Origin of the sequence: Krasilnikovia sp. M28-CT-15 (genome assembly GCF_047159595.1) — a bacterium.
GTDB lineage: Bacteria > Actinomycetota > Actinomycetes > Mycobacteriales > Micromonosporaceae > Actinoplanes.
On the sequence record NZ_BAAGAK010000001.1, the window covers coordinates 7,021,596 to 7,039,400 of the forward strand.

Genomic DNA, 17,805 nt, shown 5'->3' on the forward strand with positions numbered 1-17,805 from the left:
GGACATCTTCCGATGAGCACGCCGAGCACCGTCGCCGGAGCGGACTTCAGGACGACTACCGACGCCACCCGCCGCCCGGGCACCACCCGCGGCGTCGGCGGGGAGGCGTTCGGTTCGGCGCTGTCCGCCGAGCTGAGCCGCCCCGCGGACCGGGACACGTCAGCCGCGCGGGACCGGGCCGCGCAGGACCGGGCCGCGCAGGACCGGGCCGCGCAGGACCGGGCCGCGCAGGGCCGGGCCGCGCAGGACCGGGCCGCCCGTGACGACGCCGCCGAGGGCCGGGCCGCGCAGGCCGACCGTGGCCACGCGGCCCAGGATCGCGCGCTGCAGAGCCGCGCGGCCCGCGAGCGGGCCGGGGAGAACCGCGCGGCGCAGCGCCGGGCGCAGTCCCGCACCGCCGAGCAGCGGTACGCCGAGGCCACCGCGACCGGCCGCCGCGGCGCCCAGGCACGCACCACCGCCCGCCCGGACGCCACCGACGCCCCGACCGACCCGCAGGACGCCACCGCGCACACTGCCACCTCGCCCGCCGACGCGGGTCCTTCCGCGCCGGGTGCTCGCCCGGGCCCGGACAGCCCGGTGGAGCTCGACCCGGCGGCCGTGGACACCACCGCCGCGGACCGGTCCGGGCTGGCGGGCGACCCGACCTCCGTGCTGCTGCCGGGCGCCGTTGCGGCCGGGCAGAGCACGGGCGACGACGCCCCGGCATCTCCCGGCGACGGCGACACCACTGACGACGAAGACCCCCGTACCGACGCGGCGCCCCAGGCCGCCATTTCGGCCGTGCCCACGATCCCCCTGGTCGCCCTGCCCGTGCCGGTGGCGGCGACGGACACCCCGGCCACGATCGAGGCGGCGGTCTCCGCACCCGCTGCCACGGGCCTGTCCGCTACGGCGGTCGCGGGCCGCTCCCCCGCGTCCACGGATGTTGCGGGCTCGGCGTTCTCACCGACGGACCTGGCAGCCGGTGACCCGGCTGCCGGCGACGCGCTGGCTGCCGGCCAGACCGCGACCGGCTCGGGGCAGCCCGGCAGCGCGGCGATCGGCTCGGCTCAGCCCGGCACGCCCACCCCGGGCGGCCCTCCGCAGCCCGGCACGGGTCCCGCTGTGAGCACCGGCCCGGCCCAGCCCGGCCAGACCCAGACCGGCCCCACTCAGACCGGCCCCACTCAGACCGGCCCCACTCAGACCGGCCCCACTCAGACCGGCCCCACTCAGGCCGGCCCCACTCAGGCCGGCCCCGCTCAGGCCGGCCCCGCTCAGACCGGCCCGGTCCCGCCGGGGCTGGTTCAGCCCGGCCTGGTCGCGCCGAGCCTGCGCGCCGCCGGATCCACCACGGCCGCCGACCCCAGCGTGACCGGCCTCGCCCAGCCCAGCGCCACGGACCCGGCGCTCACCGCCGTCGGCCCGGCAGCGGGCGACCCGGCCACACCGCCGGGCGCGGCTACGCCGGCCGCCGCCCCCACGGTCGCGAATCCGGACGGCGTGGCGGGAACCTCCGCCGCGTCCCGCCCGGGTGCACCGGTCGCCGCCGCCCAGACGGGCGTCACGGGCGAGCCGGTCGCCACCCCGGCCGACGGCGCGAACGCCGGACAGCCGTCCGGCACGGCCCAGACCGGCACGGACTACGGCCGGACCGCCAACGGCCCCCACACCCCGCAGACCGCCCCCGCCGGTGCCGTTGGCACCGGGACGGGCGGGAACCCGGATGGCCAGGCCGCCTCGGACCAGCACACATCCGCGCCCCCGGTACCGGCTCAGGCGGACGGATCCGCTCCCCCGGCCGCGATGCCGGGCCTGGCGGGAGTATCCGTCTCCCCGGTGGCCCCGACCGCCCGGGCCGAGGCGGCCGCGGCGCCCGCGCCCCCGCCGCCGGTCGCGGCCGCGGCCGCGGAGCAGCTGGCGCTCCGGATCACCCCGCTGCGGCTGGACGCCGACGGCGTGCACCGCCTGACCGTGCATCTGCATCCCGCCGACCTGGGCCCGGTCCAGGTGATCGCGGAGATCCGCAACGGCGAGATCAACGTCCAGCTGACCGGTACGACGGACGCGGGCACGGACACGCTTCGCCAGGCCATGGACGACCTGCGGCGCCAGCTGACCGAGTCCGGGTTCTCGAACTGCTCCCTGGAGCTGCGCCAGGGCTCGCCCCAGCAGGAGCAGGCTCGCCAGCAGTTCGCCTTCCAGGGCGGCTCACCGGGCGGCGGTACGCGCGGGAACACCGCCCCGGCGGCGCCCGACCCGGCTGTCTCCGGCCCGGTCTCCACCGGCGGCGAAGGCCGTCTCGACGTACGCGCATGACCCGTCCGGCGGGCGTGCCCGCCGGCACCGCAATTGCACCCTAAGCCCCGCGGGTTCCCCGCCGAATTCGATGACGAGCGGATATTTCCGCCCGCCACGCCGACCCAGGAGGGCCGTCATGACCTCGCCTATCAGCGGCTACGTCAGCAACGACTACGACGTCACCAAGGCGCCGACGTCGCTGTACACCAACAAGACGACCACCGACGCCGGCACCGGCAGCCGTTCCAAGAACCTCGCCGACCAGGACACGTTCCTCAAGCTCCTGGTCGCGCAGCTGAAGTACCAGGACCCGTCGAACCCGGCGGACTCGACCCAGTTCCTGGCGCAGACCGCGCAGTTCACCCAGGTCGAGAAGCTCGGCAAGATCGAGAGCATCCTGCAGGCCCAGCAGCTCATCGGGGCCAGCGCCCTGGTCGGGCAGACGGTGTCCTACAAGGACGCGGACGGCGCCACCCAGATGGGTGTCGTCAGCACGGCAAGGCTCAACGGCGACAGCGAACCGATCCTGGTGATCGGAAACACGGATGTGCAGCTGTCCAAGGTCACGGAAGTCCACCACCCGGGCTGATCAAGCCCAGCCCGAATCCCAATCACCAATCCGGGAAGGACACCCCAACCACATGCTGCGTTCCCTGTTCTCCGGCATCTCCGGTCTGCGCGCCCACCAGCAGATGATGGACGTGACCGGTAACAACATCGCCAACGTCAACACCACCGGCTTCAAGTCCGCGCAGGCGGTCTTCCAGGACACCCTGTCGCAGATGGTCAACGCGGCGGGTGCGCCGCAGCCCCAGGCGGGCGGCACGAACCCGGCGCAGGTCGGTCTCGGCGTGCGCATGGCGAGCATCAACTCCAACTTCACCCAGGGCGCCGCGCAGACCACCGGCAAGTCCTCGGACATGATGATCCAGGGCGACGGCTTCTTCGTCGTCAAGAGCAACGGCGAGTCGCTCTACACCCGCGCGGGCGCCTTCACGTTCGACGGCAACGGCTCGCTGACCACCCCGAACGGCCAGATCGTGCAGGGCTGGATCGCGAACAACGGCGTGGTCAACACCGCGGGCGCCCCGGGCAACATCAAGCTGCCGATCGGCATCAGCCTGGCCCCGACGCCGACCACGAGCATGACGTTCACCGGCAACTTCTCGTACGAGGCCGTCGCCGGTGACTACAAGGACATCCCGGTCACGGTGTACGACGCCGCGGGCGCCTCCAAGCCTCTGCTGGTGCGGTTCACCAAGCAGGCCGCGCCCGCGGACACGTGGGCGGTCTCCATGCCGAACGAGGTCCCCGCTCCGGCCCCGCAGAACGTCACGTTCGTGGGTGGCAAGCCGACCGTCACGGCGCTGACCATGAACGGCTACAACCTCGACATCACGGACTGCACCCAGTACAGCGGCCTCACCGAGTCCCGGGTCAGCAACTCCGACGGCTCCGGCGCGGGCGTGCTCAGCTCGTACACGGTGTCGAACACCGGCCAGATCGTGGGTGTGTTCAGCAACGGTCTCAAGCAGACCCTGGGCCAGCTCGCGCTCGCGAACTTCAACAACGTCAACGGTCTGGAGAAGATCGGTGACTCGATGTACCGCAGCACGGTGAACTCGGGTCTGGCCCAGGTCGGCGCGGCCGGCTCCGGCGGTCTCGGCCTCATCTCCAGCGGCATGCTGGAGATGTCCAACGTGGACCTGGCGCAGGAGTTCACGAACCTGGTCATCGCCCAGCGTGGTTTCCAGGCGAACAGCCGCATCATCACCACCAGCGACGAGATCCTGCAGGAACTCGTGAACCTCAAGCGCTGACGTTGATGGTTGGACGGCCGGGATAGGACCAGCCTGTCCCGGCCGTCGCATGTCCGGCTTCCGCATCCGGACATGCCCACGGTCCGGACCCATCGCACCCGGATCGCGACCAACGCACGCTCAATCGCACCACCTGCATGTCCGATGGACATGTGACGGGCCACGGACGGCCCCGACCAGCCGAAAGACCAACCAAGGACGGCTCGTGATCCTCGTAACCCGCCTCAATGGTGCCGTGTTCGCCCTGAACCCGGACCTCGTCGAGCGCGCCGACTGCACGCCCGACACGGTCATCACGCTGGTGGACGGCACGAAGTACGTCATCGCCGAATCCGTGCCCGAGTTCATCGACTCGGTCCGCCACTACCGCGCCTCGCTTATCGCCCAGGCGAGCCGCATGGAGGACGCCGCGGCGTCCCTCGCTACCGACGACAAGCAGGACGCAGTGGTGCTCCCGCTGCACCGGAAGGACCGCTGATGGACATCGCAAGCATCGTCGGCGTCGTCGCCGCCCTGGCCATCGTCTTCGTCGTCCAGGCCATCGACGGTGGTCATGCGTCGTCGATCCTTCTCTTCGCCCCGTTGCTGCTGGTGTTCGGCGGCGCGTTCATGGCCGCCACGGCCGGCGGCGTCCTCAAGGACGCCCTCAACTTCCCCAAGCTGCTGCAGCGGGCGTTCCTCGCCAAGGTGACGCCGCCGACGAAGCTGGTCGACGACATCGTGAAGCTGGCCGAGCGGGCCCGCCGCGAGGGCCTGCTGGCGCTGGAGGACGCGGTCAAGACGGTCGAGCACCAGTTCCTCAAGCGCGGCCTGCAGCTGGCCATCGACGGCACCGACCCGGAGGAGCTGCACGACATCCTCCACGCCGAGGTCGCCGCGAAGAAGAAGGCCGACAAGGCCAGCATGAAGCTCCTCGAGGGCATGGGCGGATACGCGCCGACGATCGGCATCATCGGCACGGTCATGGGCCTGGTGCACGTGTTGGAGAACCTCGCCGACCCGGAGAGCCTCGGCCCCGCCATCTCGTCCGCGTTCGTCGCGACGCTGTGGGGCGTGCTCAGCGCCAATGTGATCTGGCTGCCGCTGGCCTCCCGGCTGACCCGCCTCTCCGGCATCGAGGCCGAGGAGATGGAACTGATCATCGACGGGGTGCTGGCCATCCAGGCCGGCTCGAACCCCCGCCTGGTGGCCCAGAAGCTGCGCAGCCTGCTCCCGCCGGACGCCCGCAAGGCCGCCGAGGCCGCGTCCACCAAGAAGGCGGCGTAGGCGATGGCCAAGGGCGTCAAGCGCCGCCGGGGTGGCGGGCACGAGGAGCACGAGGAGCACGTCAATCACGAGCGCTGGCTCGTGTCGTACGCCGACATGCTCACCCTGCTGTTCGTCCTGTTCGTGGTCCTTTTCGCGATGAGCACGGTCGACAAGAACAAGTTCGCCGAGCTGGCGTCCGGCCTGTCCGCCGGGTTCGGCGCGAAGTCGGTCGCGTTCGACGGGCAGACCTCGACCCTGGACGGCAACGGCCAGAACACGCAGCTCGTCGAGATCGACCCGGGCGCCAACCCGGGCGACGGCACCTCCGGCAAGGGCGAGCTGTCGCCGCAGCAGCAGAAGGCGGTCGAGCGGGCCATCGTCGCCGAGAAGCGCATCGCGGCTTCCAAGAACGCCCAGGCGGCGACGAAGGAGGCCGAGGACCTCAAGAAGATCGAGCGGCGGATCGCGGACGCGCTGGCGAAGGCGAAGCTGCTCGACCAGGTGCGGTTCGTGATCGACCGGCGCGGCCTGGTGGTCACCGTGGTGACCAACGAGGTGGTCTTCGCGGGCAACCGCGCGGACCTGCAGCCGGGCGGGCAGAAGATCCTGGACGCGATCGCGCCGCCGCTGGTCAGGCTGCCGAACAACATCGAGGTCGACGGCCACACCAACCAGCTGAACGCCCCCACGACGTTCTACCCGAGCGGGTGGGAGCTCTCCGCGGCCCGTGCCTCGCGGGTGGTCCGCTACCTCACCGGTGACGGGCTCGCCAAGAGCCGGATGAGCGCGGTCGGGTTCTCCGACACGCACCCGCTCATCGACCCGAAGGATCCCCGGTCGATCACCATGAACCGCCGGGTGGACGTCGTGGTCCTCACCATGCTGAAGCCCGACCAGGCGGCGCTGCTACCCGCCGCGGCGGGCCCCGACGCCAAGCTGCACCTGGGCCAGACATCGGCCGAGGCGAAGGCCATCCAGGACGCCCTCAAGGCGCCCCCGGCCACCACCACCAACACCGCCACGCACGACTGATCACGACAGGAGGGGTTCGATGAGCGAGAAGGATGGCGCTGACGCGCCGAAGAAGAAGTCCAAGAAGAAGTTTCTGCTGATCATCGTTGCCGCCATCGTCCTGCTCGGGGGTGGTGCGGCGGGTGGTTACGTCATGTTCGCCCCCAAGACGGAGGAGAAGCCGGAGCCGCCCGTGAAGGGCGTGGTCGTGAGCATGGAAGATCCGATGACGATCAACCTCGCCAGCGGCCATTATCTGAAGCTGGGCTTCTCTCTGCAGCTGACCGAGGCCGCAGGCGAGGAGAAGATCGACATCTCCGAGGCGCGCGACCTGGCCATCGACCAGTACACCGGCATGGACGTCGGGGTGCTGGAGACGGAGAAGGGCCGGGCACAGGCCAAGGAGGACCTGCTGGCCAAGCTCGTGCATGCATACCAGGAAGAAAAAACCCAGATCGTCATGGACATCTACTTCACCCAGTTTGTGACGCAGTGACCTCCGGATGCGCGGTCCGCGAGGCGGACCGCGCATTCGGCACACCTGTGCACAAAGCGACCCACGGGCTCAGTGGTTCGCGAAACGAGCCGATGAGGACGACGTGACCAACTCTGCGTCTGCGCCCGCTACCGGGCGGGGAAGCGCGCCGGCCACCGCGCGGGGCAAGATGTCCCGGCGCGGTTCCGGGGGACCGGCACCGTACGACTTCCGCCGCCCGATCAAGTTGTCCCGTGAGCACGTCCGCACGCTGCAGATCGCGTTCGAGACGTACGCCCGCAGCTGCGGCACGCTGCTCACCACGCGCCTGAGGGTGGTGAGCAGCGTGGCCTTGACCTCGATCGAACAGCTGAACTACGACGAGTACGTCGCGGCGCTGGCCAACCCGACCGTGCTGGGCCTGGTGTCGCTCGACCCGCTGCCCGGCACGGTGCTCATCGAGATGTCCTCGCCGGCAGTCATGACGGCCATCGACCACATGCTGGGCGGGCCGGGTGGCCCCCAGCCGGACCGGCCGCTCACCGAGGTGGAGATGCCGCTGCTGCGCGGCCTGCTGGAGCGCATGCTCGGCGAGCTGCGGTACGGCTTCGAGACCCTGGTCGACATCCAGCCGAAGCTGCGAGACGTCGAGTACAACGCGCAGTTCCTGCGCTCGCACCAGCCGGGCGACGCCGTGGTGATCGCGTTGTTCGACATGAAGATCGGCACCGAGGAGTGCGTGGCCAGCATCTGCCTGCCGTTCAACACGATCCTGCCGGTGCTGGAGCGGCAGGACACGGTCGAGCTGACCGCGGCCGAGCGGCTCACCCGCGACACCGCTCACCGGAACCTCAGCTCCGGACTTTCCGCGGCTCCGATCGACGTAGCCGTCCGATTCCACCCCATTCGTATGCGTACCGATGACATCGTGGATCTGCGCCCCGGCGACGTCGTGCCGTTGGGGCACCCGATCAGCATGCCGCTGGACGTAACCGTCAACGACACCGTCTTCGCTCACGCCGTACCGGGTAACCAGGGCGCCCGGCTCGCCTGCCTCGTCGTGCCGTCGCCCCAGGAACCGTCGAAGGAGGTTGGCCGCCTGTGACCGCGCCCACCATCACCGAGCCGCAGGTCGCGCTGGCGCGCAGCGCCGCAGAGGCGGCCCGCGCCGTCCTGCCGACGAGCCGTGAACTGGCCGTCGGCGTCCCCGTCGCGGCCAGCGAGGACGCGCTACCCACCGGACAGGCGATCACCGCCCGGTTCAGCGGCGCCGCCACCGGCGACGTGGTCATCGTCGTCGGGCAGGACCTGGCCGACGCGCTCAAGGAGAGCCCGCTCGGCGAGCTGGACCTGACCGCGGCGGTCCGCCCGGCCCTGGAGGCGGCCGCCCGTACGTTCGGGCCGGTCGTGCTCGACCCGGGTCAGGTCATGGAGCCTGCCGTGGCGCTCAGCGCGCTCGCCGCGAAGCCGGGCTCGGTGGCCGTGCCGCTGCTCGACGGCGAGACGGTCCGGGCGATCGTGGCGCTCGCGCTCAACCCCTGGCCGGAGGAGGCTGGTCCGGGCGGGGTCCCGGCCCGCCGGGCGGAGATCGGCGCCATCCGGGGCGGCCTGGACATGCTGCACGACGTCGAGATGGAGGTCTCGGCCGAGCTGGGCCGGACCAGGATGAGCGTGCGGGAACTGCTGTCGCTGGTCCCCGGCGCGATCGTGGAGCTGGACCGGGCCGCGGGCAGCCCCGCGGACCTGCTGGTGAACGGCCGCCTCATCGCCCGCGGCGAAGTCGTGGTCATCGACGAGAACTTCGGCATTCGGATCACGGAGATCGTCGCCCCGGGCAGCGAACAGGGGTAGCCGTCGGTGATCGAACTCGTCCTGCGGATCGGCTTCTCGCTGCTGATCGTGTTCGGTTTGATGTGGGGCCTGGCCAAGGTGGTCCGGCGCCCGCTGACCGGCCGCCACAGGACGCCCAACCTCGCCGTGCTGGACCGCCAGCAGCTCGCTCGCGGCGCGGTGGTCACGGTCGTGCAGGTCGCCGACAAGGCCCTCATCCTCGGCGTGACCGACCAGTACGTGAGCCTGCTCGGCGAGACCGACCTACAGCCGTTCGAGCCGCCCCCGACGGTGCACACGAAGGTGCGTGACCCGGTCTCACTGGAGCCCGAAGTCCCGCTCCCGGACGTCACGCTCCCTGCGGACCTGGCGGTGAAGCACCGCGGCGGCCGTCTGGACGGCTCCGTGCTGTCCCCGGGCACGTGGCGGCAGACCATGGAGTTCCTCCGAGATCGGACGTCGAGGAAATGATGCGTCGCGGGCTCATGCTGCTGTTGACCGGCCTGGCGCTGGCGCTCGCGCCCGCGGCCTCGGCGTCCGCCGCCCCATCCCAGCCCGCACCGGCCCACACCGCACCGGCCCAGCCCATGCCTGCCCAGCCCCTGCCGGCCCAGCCCACCCCGGCCCCCTCGCCGGCCCAGCCCGCGCCGACCCGGCACGCCCCTGTGGTGCCGGTGGCCTACCGGGCGCCGGTCGCGCCGACCACCCCGGCCGCCCCGATTCCCCCGAGCGGCGCGGTCAACGTCAACGTCAACGTCAACGGCCAGAACCGGCCCGCCAACTCCCTGGTGGTCCTGCTCGGCATCACGCTGTTGTGGGTGCTGCCCTCGCTGCTGATGGTGTGCACACCGTTCACCAAGGTCTTCATGGTGCTCGGGATCACCCGCAACGCGCTCGGGCTGACCAGCATGCCGCCGAACCAGGTGCTGGCCGGGCTGGCGCTGTTCATCGCGCTGTTCATCATGGGACCGACGCTGTCGCAGATGAACGAGCAGGGTTTACAGCCCTACCTCAAGGGCGACAAGTCCCAGTCGCAGGCGTTCAAGGACGGCGTGCAGCCGCTGCGCGAGTTCATGTACAAGACGACCCGCCCGGACGAGATCGCGCTGATGGTCAAGGTGTCCGGCGAGGAGACCCCGGCGAACAAGGACGACCTGCCGCTGACCACCCTGGTGCCCGCGTTCGTGCTGTCGGAGCTGCGCGCGGCGTTCATCATCGGGTTCGTCATCTTCGTCCCGTTCATCATCATCGACATGGTGGTGTCCGCCTCGCTGATGTCACTGGGCATGATGATGTTGCCCCCGGTGACCGTGGCGCTGCCGTTCAAATTGTTGCTGTTCGTGCTGGTCAACGGCTGGAGTCTGATCATCACGGCGCTGGTGGCGAGTTACGGATGAACTTCGACGCCCCGCTCGCCACGCTGGTCGCGGTGATGCTCGGGTCGGTGCGGGCCGGGGCGTGGCTGCTCGTGAGCCCGCCGTTCAACTCGCGGCTCATCCCGGGGCCGGTGAAGGCGCTGATGTCGGTGGGGCTGGCGTTGTCGATGACGCCGTACCTGATCGACAGCCTGCCGCCGCTGACCGCCTCGGCGATCATCACGAGCGCGGCGTTGCAGTTCTTCGTCGGTGCCAGCCTCGGCTTCATCACGGCGCTGTACTTCGCCGCGTTGCAGGCGGCGGGCGACCTGCTCGACGTGTTCGGCGGGTTCACGCTCGCGTCCGCCTTCGACCCGCTGTCGCTGAACCAGAGTTCGGTGTTCGGCCGGTTCTACAACCTGGTCGCTATGACGCTGTTGTTCGCCACGGACGCGTACCAGATGATCCTGCGCGGCTTCCTGCAGTCGTACAAGACGTTGCCGCTGGGCGAGACGTTCTCGGTGGCCACGCTGGGCCGGGTGCTCACCCAGGGGGTGGGCGAACTGTTCCTGGCCGCACTGCAGATCGCGGGCCCGTTGATCGCGATCCTGTTCCTCACCGATGTGGCGTTCGGCCTGCTCAACCGGGTCGCACCCTCGCTGAACGCGTTCCAGCTCGGCTTCCCCGCCAAGATCTTCCTGTTGCTGACGCTGTCCGGCATCGCGATCGCCACCCTGCCGCGCGTGGTGGACACCCTGGTCGACAAGGCGGTCATCGCGGTGGTGCAGCTCAGCGGTGGCTGATTCTCGCCGAACGGGATGACAGCAGACCCGGGGAGGTGACGTGGCCGGCGAGAAGACCGAGAAGCCCACCGCGCAGCGGCTCAAGAAGGCCAGGCAGGAAGGCCAGATCGGGCGCAGCCAGGACATCGGCGCCTGGGTGGGCATGCTGGCCGCGAGCGTGGTCCTGCCCAGGACGCTGAGTTCGGCGATGAAGCACTCCCAGGAGCTGATGGCCAAGATCCCCGGAGTGATCGCCGATCCCGACCCGCAGGTCGCCCTCGGCATCATGAAGGAAGGGCTGATGAGCGCGGCCTGGACCGTGCTCCCACTGGCTCTGACCATGATGGCGGTGGGCATCGCCGCGGCCGCCAGCCAGGGCGGCATCCGGGTCGCGACCAAGCTGTTCCTGCCGAAGTTCAACCGGCTCAACCCGCTGCCCGGGATCAAGAAGATGTTCGGCCCGCAGTCGCTGTGGGAGTTGACCAAGGCGCTGGTGAAGACGGCCGTGCTCGGCGTGGTGGTGTACAACACCGTCAAGGGCCTGGTGCCGCTGCTCCTGACAGCGGGCAGTCTGCCACTCGGCACGCTGATCGGGCTGGTCACCAGCGGGGCGATCTCGGTGATCCGGATCGCCGCCGTGGCGGGCATCGTGATGGCCGCCGCCGACTACTTCGTGGTGCGCCGCCGCACCACCAAGCAACTGCGCATGACCAAGGAAGAGGTCAAGCAGGAGCACAAGAACACCGAGGGCGACCCGCACGTCAAGGGACAGATCCGTTCCCGGCAGATGGCCATGGCCCGCAACCGCCAGATGGCCGACGTGCCGAACGCGGACGTGGTGCTGGTCAACCCGACGCATGTGGCCGTGGCGTTGCGCTACGACCCGGCCAAGGGCGCGCCGCGGATCGTGGCCAAGGGCCAGGGCGCGATCGCCACGAAGATCCGCGAGCTGGCCACGGAGCACCGCATCCCGATGGTGCAGGACGTGCCGCTGGCCCGGGCGCTGTACAAGGGCACCGAGGTGGGGCACGAGATCCCGGCCGAGTTCTTCGGCGCGGTGGCCAAGGTACTGGCGTTTGTGATGAGCCTCAAGTCCAAGGGCTCCGCTGCCGGTATGCACCGCAACCCGCATGCAACCGTGGCTGCCGCCGCATAGGGGCCAATGTGGGAGATTTACTCACATCCCGTCCATAACCGCGAGACGATGGGCTCGCCGGGCCCGGAAACTGCCGCTCAGTGACCGCGACGGACCGCCGATCAGAAGGACGCCAGGGATGGCACGCCAGTAGGGCACGGATCGGCCCCGGACTTCCCACACTCGGAAGGTGCCGTGAAGAACAGGAACCTCAGCAGGTTCGCCGTACCCGTCGGGGTCATCGGCATCATCGTGATGATGGTCGTGCCGCTGCCGACCTTCCTCCTCGACCTCCTGATCGCGCTGAACATCACCGGCGCCCTGCTGATCCTGCTGGTCAGCATGTTCGTGCAGAAGCCGCTGGACTTCTCGTCCTTCCCGGCCATCCTGCTCGTCGCGACGCTGTTCCGGTTGGCACTCAACATCAGTGCCACGAGACTCGTGCTCCGCGACGGTGACGCCGGCAAGGTGATCCACGCGTTCGGCAGCTTCGTGGTCGGCGGCAGTCTCGTCATCGGCCTGGTGATCTTCCTGATTCTGATCATCGTGCAGATCATCGTGGTGACCAAGGGTGCCGAGCGGGTCGCCGAGGTCGGCGCCCGGTTCACCCTCGACGCCATGCCGGGCAAGCAGATGGCGATCGACGCCGACCTGAACGCCGGCCTGATCGACGAGAACGAGGCCAGGAAGCGCCGCGCCGAGGTGGCCGCCGAGGCCGACTTCTACGGCGCCATGGACGGTGGCTCGAAGTTCGTCAAGGGCGACGCCATCGCGGCCATCATCATCACGGTCATCAACCTGGTCGGCGGCTTCGCGATCGGCATGATCCAGAACGGCATGTCCCCGGCCGACGCGATGAACCACTACAGCCTGCTGAGTGTCGGCGACGGCCTGGTCTCCCAGATCCCGGCCCTGCTGCTCTCAGTCGCCACCGGCCTCATCGTGACCCGCTCGGCCACCACGGGCGACATGGGCACCAGCGTCAGCCAGCAGCTGAGCCAGAACAAGCTGGCCCTGCGCATCGGTGGCGGCGCGGCGCTCGCGCTGTGCGTCATCCCCGGCCTGCCGAAGATCCCGTTCCTGCTGGTCGGCGCGGCCGTACTGATCATCGCGCAGCGGGTGAAGGACCCGGAGCCCGAGGTCGAGGCCGTCGCCGCCGAGGCGGACCGGCCCTCGCCGGACTCCCCCGACCAGCTCATGGGCGAGATGCGGGTCGACCCGCTGGAGCTGGCGCTCTCTCCCGACCTCGTCGACCTCGTCGACTCCGGCGGCGGCGACCTGCTCGACCGGGTCCGCGCCCTGCGCCGCAAGATGGCCCTGGAACTGGGCATCGTCATGCCGCCGGTGCGTACCCGCGACGACCTCGACCTACCGCTGTCCTCGTACGCGATCCGGATCTCCGGGATCGACGCCGGCACCGGCCAGGCGCCGCCCGGCACGGTCCTCGCCATCGGCGACGGCCTGCAGGCCCTGCCCGGCCGGGCCGGGGTGGAGCCGGTCTTCGGGCTGGCGGGCAAGTGGGTTCCGGCGGAGCTGCACTACCAGGCTGAGCTGTCCGGCGCCACGGTCGTCGACCGCGCCTCGGTGGTCATCACCCACCTGGCCGAGATCGTCCGTAACAACGCCAGCCGCCTGCTCGGCCGCGAGGACGTCCGGGCGCTGACCGAGACGGTCAAGCGCACCCACCCGGTGGTGGTCGAGGAGCTGACGCCCACCCTGCTCAGCCTGGGCCAGATCCAGCGGGTCCTGCAGGCGATGCTGGACGAGGGTGTGCCGATCCGCGACCTGGTCCGCATCTTCGAGGCGCTCTCGCTGCGCGCCAAGGTCTCGGCCGACCACGACGGCCTGGTCGAGGCCGCCCGGGCCGCCCTGGGCCCGGCGATCGCCGCCCAGTACGCCGCCCACGGCCGGCTGACCGTCATCACGCTGGACCCGATGCTGGAGCAGGGCCTGCTCGAGTCGCTGCGGCCCAGCGAGACCGGCGCCTTCATGGCGATCGACGGCCTGAAGGCCGAGGCCATCGTCAGCGAGGCAGGGCACCTCGTCGAGGGCGCCGAGCAGCAGGGGGTCAGCCCGGTGCTGGCCTGCTCCCCGCAGCTGCGGCTGCCGCTCATGCGCCTGCTGCGCGCCGGCAGCAAGAAGCTGCAGGTGCTGTCGTACTCGGAGATCTCCGGTTCCACCGCGCAGATCGAAACCATGGGGGTGGTGAACGGTGCCTACGCGGGTGTTGCTTGAGGGACCAGCCATCGAGCCGCTGCTGGCCCAGGTACGGGAGGAGTACGGCTCCGGCGTCCGCATCATTTCCGCGGACAAGGTGCGGAGCGGCGGCTTCGGCGGCTTCTTCGCCAAGCAGCACTACGAGCTGGCCGTGGAGGTACCCGACCCCGAGGACCGGCCCAGCGCCGATCCGTTCCGGCGGGCCACCACCACCGCCGACGAACCCCGCGGCCTGGAACAGCTGCTGGAACGCGCCGAGTCACGGGACCGGATCAGCCAGGGCGGGGCTTCGCCCGCGGGCCTCGGTGACGACGAGGGCATGGCGGGCAGCGGCGCGGCGTTCGCCCAGCTGATGGCGGGCCTGGACAAGACCGAGGAGATGGCGGCCCGGCGGGCGGCCCAGGAACGGCCGCAGGCCCAGACGGTACGGCCGTTCCGCCCGTCCACGGCGACCGGCTCCCCGGTCAACAACGGCGGCCTGCGCGGCACGACGACTGGCACCGGGGCGGCCTCCACCGGCCTGGGCGCGGCGGCATCCGGGATGGGCACGGCCGCTTCCGGGATGGGCAGCGGCGCACCGAGAATGGGTGCGCCCGCCGTCGGGATGGGTGTGCCGTCCGCGGAGAACCCGGCTGCCGTACGTCCCCTGCCGCCGGTGCCCAGCCTCGCCGAACTGATGGGCGGCCTCGGCATGACCGAGGAGGAGAACGTCCGGTTCCAACCGCACACCCCCACCTCCAGCACCCTCGCCCCGACCCGCTCGGCCGCCGCCACGTACGGCCTGAGCCCGAGCTCGACCGAGGTCGCCACGGTCTCCGCCACCTCGACCGAGTTGCGGCCGTCGCAGAGCGACCCCGTGGTGATGAACCTGATCTCGGTCGGCATGCCCGAGCAACTGGCCACCCAGATCACCGGCGGCGACACGTACGCCGGGGTGCTCTCCGTTCTGGCCCAGCGCCCCTCCGCGCCGGGCATCCCCGAGGCGCCGGGCGACATCCTCGTGCTGGCCGGTGAGATCGCGCACGCGATCGGAATCGGCAAGCAGCTGCTACAGGAGATCGACCTGGACGCCAACCACCTGCTCTACGCGGGCCCCTCGGCGGCCGGGACCGGCATGCACTCCTCCCGCGTCATGCACACGCCCGCGCAGGCGGCCGCCCGCGCCGAGAAGCTGCAGTCCGCGGACAACGCCTGGGTCGTCGTGCTGGACACCCCGGTCGGCGACACCGACCCGATCTGGGTCAACGACATGTGCGACGCGCTCGGCGCGACCGCGGTGTGGGCGGTGGTCGACGCGACCCGCAAGACCCCGGACTCCGCGCGGCACCTGCGGACGCTCGGCGACGTCGAGGCGCTGGTGGTGCACAACGTGGAGATCACCACGGACCCGGCGACCGTGCTCGGCCTGGACGTCCCGATCTACTCGCTGGACGGCCGCCCGGCCACCCCGCACGCCTGGGCGGCGATGCTGTGCGCCCGGATCGCCTCCGACATCGTGCCGATGGCCGCGACGCCGCGCCGGGCGGCGCGGGGAAGGTAGCGGATGATCCGCCCGTCGGTCCTTTTGTTCGCGCTGCTGATGAGCGCGCCCGCGGTGTACCGCTACGCCACCGACGACGTCGACATCTCGCAGGTCCTGATCCGTTTCCTCATCGCCGTGCCGATCGCCGCGCTGCTGCTGGCCGGGCTGCGCTTCGTCACCGCGGGATACGGCAAGACCGCCGAGGCCGGCACGGAGGCGGACAACACCGCGACGACTGGCACGGCGGCCGCCGAGCCGGGCAAGCCCGTACCGGGTGGTCCGGCGAATCCGGAGTCGGCCGAGCACCCGTCCTGACGCCCGCGACTGCATGCCGTGTGCTCATGGAGATGACGGCCTGTGCGCAACGGGCCGCCGGATAGGTCGGGGCGGCGCTCTCAGACGATGGACAGCGAGAGGATGCCCTTGCCGTATCGGGCCACCTCGATGTCGAGGTCAAGGCGTTTGCCGAGGGCCAGCAGCTGCGCCCTGGCGTCGTTCGGCAGGTCCATGCCCGGATAGATGACCTGGTAGAGCTTGACCCGCGGTGCGCCCTCGACGTTGCTGAACACGCTGCTCAGAACATTGCAGAGTTCGAAGACGTTCTCGGCGATGTTCGGGAGGAGCTTCTCCATCTCGATGCTGTCTTCGGCTGCACCGGCCGGCAGCAGACCGAGCGCGGCGCCGGCGTTCGCGGCGAGGCTGAGCTGCATGCCGAGCACCGCGTACATCTGCTGGGATGGATCCGTGTAGATGGCGATGGTCGCGGTGGGTAGGTCCGCGGCGCCGAGCGGGTTGCCGGAACTGACGCTGACCTCGCGGCCGAGGAGGTCCTCGAAGAGATTGCGGATGGCGAGCGAGCCGGGAATAACCGAGGTATCGGACATGACTACATCATCCCAGGATCGGAGTGAACACCTCGTCGAATTGCTCGGCTGTGAATGGCTTGACGATGAAGAACGCTGACCCCGCCGCGGCGGCCTCGTCCTGCATCTCCTGCGTGCACTCGGACGTGACGAAGCCGAACTTCACGTTGTTGCCCGCGGCACGCAGCCTGCGCAGAACCTCCACACCGGTCATCTCGGGCATGTTCCAGTCCGAGATGATGAGGTCGGGCTTCTCGCCCTGCGCCTTGTCCAGTGTCTCCTTGCCGTCGGTGGCCTCGATGAGGTCGTGCCCGTCGAAGCCCGCCTGGCGCAGGGTGCGAGTGACGATCTGCCGCATGACCCGGCTGTCGTCCGCGATCAGGATCTTCACTCGCCGCCCTCCTTCTTCACGTCCGCACGGCTCTGCCACATCGAAATGGACACCGGCTCGCCGCCCCACACGCCGTACAGGCCGGTGACCCGCTCGGCCGCGGGGTACTTCGTGGTCGCCTCGGGCGCGAGCACGACCTGCGGCAGCGACAGCAGCGCACCGGGCGGCAGCATCGCCTTCACGTTGCCGCCGACGATGTTCGCCAGCTCACCGAGCACGTCGGTGAGATCCTCCTCGCTCACCTCGTCCGGCTCCATGGCCAGGAACGCGGCGGCGGCGCGGCGCGCCGCGGTGGTGGAGGTGGCGTACACGACGTGCCCGCTCCAGGACCCGGTGATGGAGACCGATGAGTGCACCTCGCACAGCTGGGTGGAGTCCCCGGTGGCGATCAGCGGATCGACACCCTCAGGGTCCAGGTACGACATCCAGACCTGCTCGACCATTTCGGCGAGTTCGGCCTCACTCACCACGACATCGACGCTCATGAGTTTGCTCCGGTGGGAACGAGGCCCAGCAGGGCCAGCTTCTCGATCATTGCGCCCTCCGTGAAGGGCTTGATGACATATTCATGGGCACCCGCGGCCAACGCGCGGACGATCTGGCTCTGTTCACTCTCGGTCGTGACCATGACCAGGGTCATCTCCCGCAGCCGCGGGTCCGAGCGAACCTTCGTCACGAATTCGAGCCCGTTCATGTTGGGCATGTTCCAGTCGATGAGGGCCAGTTCCGGCACCCCGTCCATGCCGGCGAGCAGGTCGAGGGCCTCCTGGCCGTCACCCGCCTCCACCACCTCGAAGTTCAGCTTCGCGACGATGCGCTTCAGGATCATGCGCATTGCGCGAGAGTCGTCGATCACCATGGCGCGCATCGCGT

The 17,805-nt window shown here is 70.2% G+C and carries 20 protein-coding genes; 16 read left to right on the forward strand and 4 right to left on the reverse strand.

Annotated elements, in window-relative coordinates; genetic code table 11:
- The first annotated feature begins 12 nt into the window (after positions 1–12).
- The 16 genes from ACMCNO_RS32210 (at position 13) to ACMCNO_RS32285 (ending at position 15,993) form a co-directional block, all read left to right on the forward strand.
- On the forward strand, positions 13–2,301 hold the full coding sequence (locus ACMCNO_RS32210; protein ID WP_412753181.1) for a flagellar hook-length control protein FliK: 2,289 nt from the start codon (positions 13–15) through the stop codon (positions 2,299–2,301).
- A 118-nt stretch (positions 2,302–2,419) separates the two neighbouring features.
- Complete coding sequence (locus ACMCNO_RS32215; protein WP_412753182.1) at positions 2,420–2,872, forward strand: flagellar hook assembly protein FlgD; 453 nt, start codon at positions 2,420–2,422, stop codon at positions 2,870–2,872.
- Positions 2,873–2,924: 52 nt separating this feature from the next.
- Positions 2,925–4,103: a flagellar hook protein FlgE gene (locus ACMCNO_RS32220; protein WP_412753183.1), complete on the forward strand. Its 1,179-nt coding sequence runs from the start codon at positions 2,925–2,927 to the stop codon at positions 4,101–4,103.
- Between the two features lie 205 nt (positions 4,104–4,308).
- A complete protein-coding gene (locus tag ACMCNO_RS32225) occupies positions 4,309–4,581 on the forward strand; it encodes a flagellar FlbD family protein (protein ID WP_412753184.1) in 273 nt (90 codons plus the stop codon).
- Positions 4,581–5,369: a motility protein A gene (locus ACMCNO_RS32230; RefSeq protein WP_412753185.1), complete on the forward strand. Its 789-nt coding sequence runs from the start codon at positions 4,581–4,583 to the stop codon at positions 5,367–5,369. Before ACMCNO_RS32225 ends, ACMCNO_RS32230 begins: the two co-directional genes overlap by 1 nt.
- A gap of 3 nt (positions 5,370–5,372) precedes the next feature.
- On the forward strand, positions 5,373–6,383 hold the full coding sequence (locus tag ACMCNO_RS32235; RefSeq protein WP_412753186.1) for a flagellar motor protein MotB: 1,011 nt from the start codon (positions 5,373–5,375) through the stop codon (positions 6,381–6,383).
- A gap of 19 nt (positions 6,384–6,402) precedes the next feature.
- Positions 6,403–6,858 (forward strand): flagellar basal body-associated protein FliL, encoded by a 456-nt coding sequence (fliL, locus tag ACMCNO_RS32240; RefSeq protein WP_412753187.1) that lies wholly within the window; start codon positions 6,403–6,405, stop codon positions 6,856–6,858.
- 103 nt (positions 6,859–6,961) lie between these two features.
- Entirely contained in the window at positions 6,962–7,942 is a 981-nt protein-coding gene (locus tag ACMCNO_RS32245) for a flagellar motor switch protein FliM (protein WP_412753188.1), read from the forward strand.
- Positions 7,939–8,688, forward strand: coding sequence for a flagellar motor switch protein FliN (fliN, locus tag ACMCNO_RS32250; RefSeq protein WP_412753189.1), 750 nt, complete (start codon positions 7,939–7,941; stop codon positions 8,686–8,688). The genes ACMCNO_RS32245 and fliN overlap by 4 nt, the downstream gene beginning before the upstream one ends.
- A 6-nt stretch (positions 8,689–8,694) precedes the next feature.
- Positions 8,695–9,138 carry a FliO/MopB family protein gene (locus ACMCNO_RS32255; RefSeq protein ID WP_412753190.1) on the forward strand — a complete coding sequence of 148 codons (444 nt, stop codon included), beginning with the start codon at positions 8,695–8,697 and terminating at the stop codon, positions 9,136–9,138.
- Positions 9,139–9,152: 14 nt separating this feature from the next.
- Entirely contained in the window at positions 9,153–10,064 is a 912-nt protein-coding gene (gene fliP, locus ACMCNO_RS32260) for a flagellar type III secretion system pore protein FliP (RefSeq protein ID WP_412753191.1), read from the forward strand.
- Entirely contained in the window at positions 10,061–10,825 is a 765-nt protein-coding gene (locus ACMCNO_RS32265) for a flagellar biosynthetic protein FliR (protein ID WP_412753192.1), read from the forward strand. The genes fliP and ACMCNO_RS32265 overlap by 4 nt, the downstream gene beginning before the upstream one ends.
- 40 nt (positions 10,826–10,865) lie before the next feature.
- The gene (locus ACMCNO_RS32270; protein WP_412753193.1) at positions 10,866–11,960 is read left to right on the forward strand and encodes a flagellar biosynthesis protein FlhB; all 1,095 of its coding nucleotides are present in this window, start codon (positions 10,866–10,868) and stop codon (positions 11,958–11,960) included.
- A gap of 174 nt (positions 11,961–12,134) precedes the next feature.
- On the forward strand, positions 12,135–14,174 hold the full coding sequence (gene flhA / locus ACMCNO_RS32275) for a flagellar biosynthesis protein FlhA (protein WP_412753194.1): 2,040 nt from the start codon (positions 12,135–12,137) through the stop codon (positions 14,172–14,174).
- Positions 14,152–15,696, forward strand: a complete 1,545-nt coding sequence (locus tag ACMCNO_RS32280) for a hypothetical protein (protein ID WP_412753195.1) — start codon at positions 14,152–14,154, stop codon at positions 15,694–15,696. The genes flhA and ACMCNO_RS32280 overlap by 23 nt, the downstream gene beginning before the upstream one ends.
- Before the next feature lie 3 nt (positions 15,697–15,699).
- On the forward strand, positions 15,700–15,993 hold the full coding sequence (locus ACMCNO_RS32285) for a hypothetical protein (protein ID WP_412753196.1): 294 nt from the start codon (positions 15,700–15,702) through the stop codon (positions 15,991–15,993).
- A gap of 80 nt (positions 15,994–16,073) precedes the next feature.
- On the opposite strand, the gene ACMCNO_RS32290 is transcribed toward ACMCNO_RS32285, so the two are convergent.
- The 4 genes from ACMCNO_RS32290 to ACMCNO_RS32305 are packed head-to-tail and all read right to left on the reverse strand — an operon-like array spanning position 16,074 to position 17,800.
- Entirely contained in the window at positions 16,074–16,562 is a 489-nt protein-coding gene (locus ACMCNO_RS32290; protein WP_412753197.1) for a hypothetical protein, read from the reverse strand.
- Between the two features lie 7 nt (positions 16,563–16,569).
- Positions 16,570–16,932, reverse strand: coding sequence for a response regulator (locus ACMCNO_RS32295; RefSeq protein WP_412753198.1), 363 nt, complete (start codon positions 16,930–16,932; stop codon positions 16,570–16,572).
- A complete protein-coding gene (locus tag ACMCNO_RS32300; RefSeq protein WP_412753199.1) occupies positions 16,929–17,417 on the reverse strand; it encodes a chemotaxis protein CheX in 489 nt (162 codons plus the stop codon). Before ACMCNO_RS32300 ends, ACMCNO_RS32295 begins: the two co-directional genes overlap by 4 nt.
- Entirely contained in the window at positions 17,414–17,800 is a 387-nt protein-coding gene (locus ACMCNO_RS32305) for a response regulator (protein WP_412753200.1), read from the reverse strand. The genes ACMCNO_RS32300 and ACMCNO_RS32305 overlap by 4 nt, the downstream gene beginning before the upstream one ends.
- Positions 17,801–17,805: the final 5 nt, after the last annotated feature.

Bases quoted from the DNA above. Each gene is read 5' to 3' on its own strand.
- ACMCNO_RS32210 (WP_412753181.1), top strand. From the start codon at position 13: ATGAGCACGCCGAGCACCGTCGCCGGAGCGGACTTCAGGACGACTACC.
- ACMCNO_RS32215 (WP_412753182.1), top strand. From the start codon at position 2,420: ATGACCTCGCCTATCAGCGGCTACGTCAGCAACGACTACGACGTCACC.
- ACMCNO_RS32220 (WP_412753183.1), top strand. From the start codon at position 2,925: ATGCTGCGTTCCCTGTTCTCCGGCATCTCCGGTCTGCGCGCCCACCAG.
- ACMCNO_RS32230 (WP_412753185.1), top strand. From the start codon at position 4,581: ATGGACATCGCAAGCATCGTCGGCGTCGTCGCCGCCCTGGCCATCGTC.
- ACMCNO_RS32235 (WP_412753186.1), top strand. From the start codon at position 5,373: ATGGCCAAGGGCGTCAAGCGCCGCCGGGGTGGCGGGCACGAGGAGCAC.
- fliL (WP_412753187.1), top strand. From the start codon at position 6,403: ATGAGCGAGAAGGATGGCGCTGACGCGCCGAAGAAGAAGTCCAAGAAG.
- fliP (WP_412753191.1), top strand. From the start codon at position 9,153: ATGCTGCTGTTGACCGGCCTGGCGCTGGCGCTCGCGCCCGCGGCCTCG.
- ACMCNO_RS32265 (WP_412753192.1), top strand. From the start codon at position 10,061: ATGAACTTCGACGCCCCGCTCGCCACGCTGGTCGCGGTGATGCTCGGG.
- ACMCNO_RS32285 (WP_412753196.1), top strand. From the start codon at position 15,700: ATGATCCGCCCGTCGGTCCTTTTGTTCGCGCTGCTGATGAGCGCGCCC.
- ACMCNO_RS32290 (WP_412753197.1), bottom strand. From the start codon at position 16,562: ATGTCCGATACCTCGGTTATTCCCGGCTCGCTCGCCATCCGCAATCTC.
- ACMCNO_RS32300 (WP_412753199.1), bottom strand. From the start codon at position 17,417: ATGAGCGTCGATGTCGTGGTGAGTGAGGCCGAACTCGCCGAAATGGTC.
- ACMCNO_RS32305 (WP_412753200.1), bottom strand. From the start codon at position 17,800: ATGCGCGCCATGGTGATCGACGACTCTCGCGCAATGCGCATGATCCTG.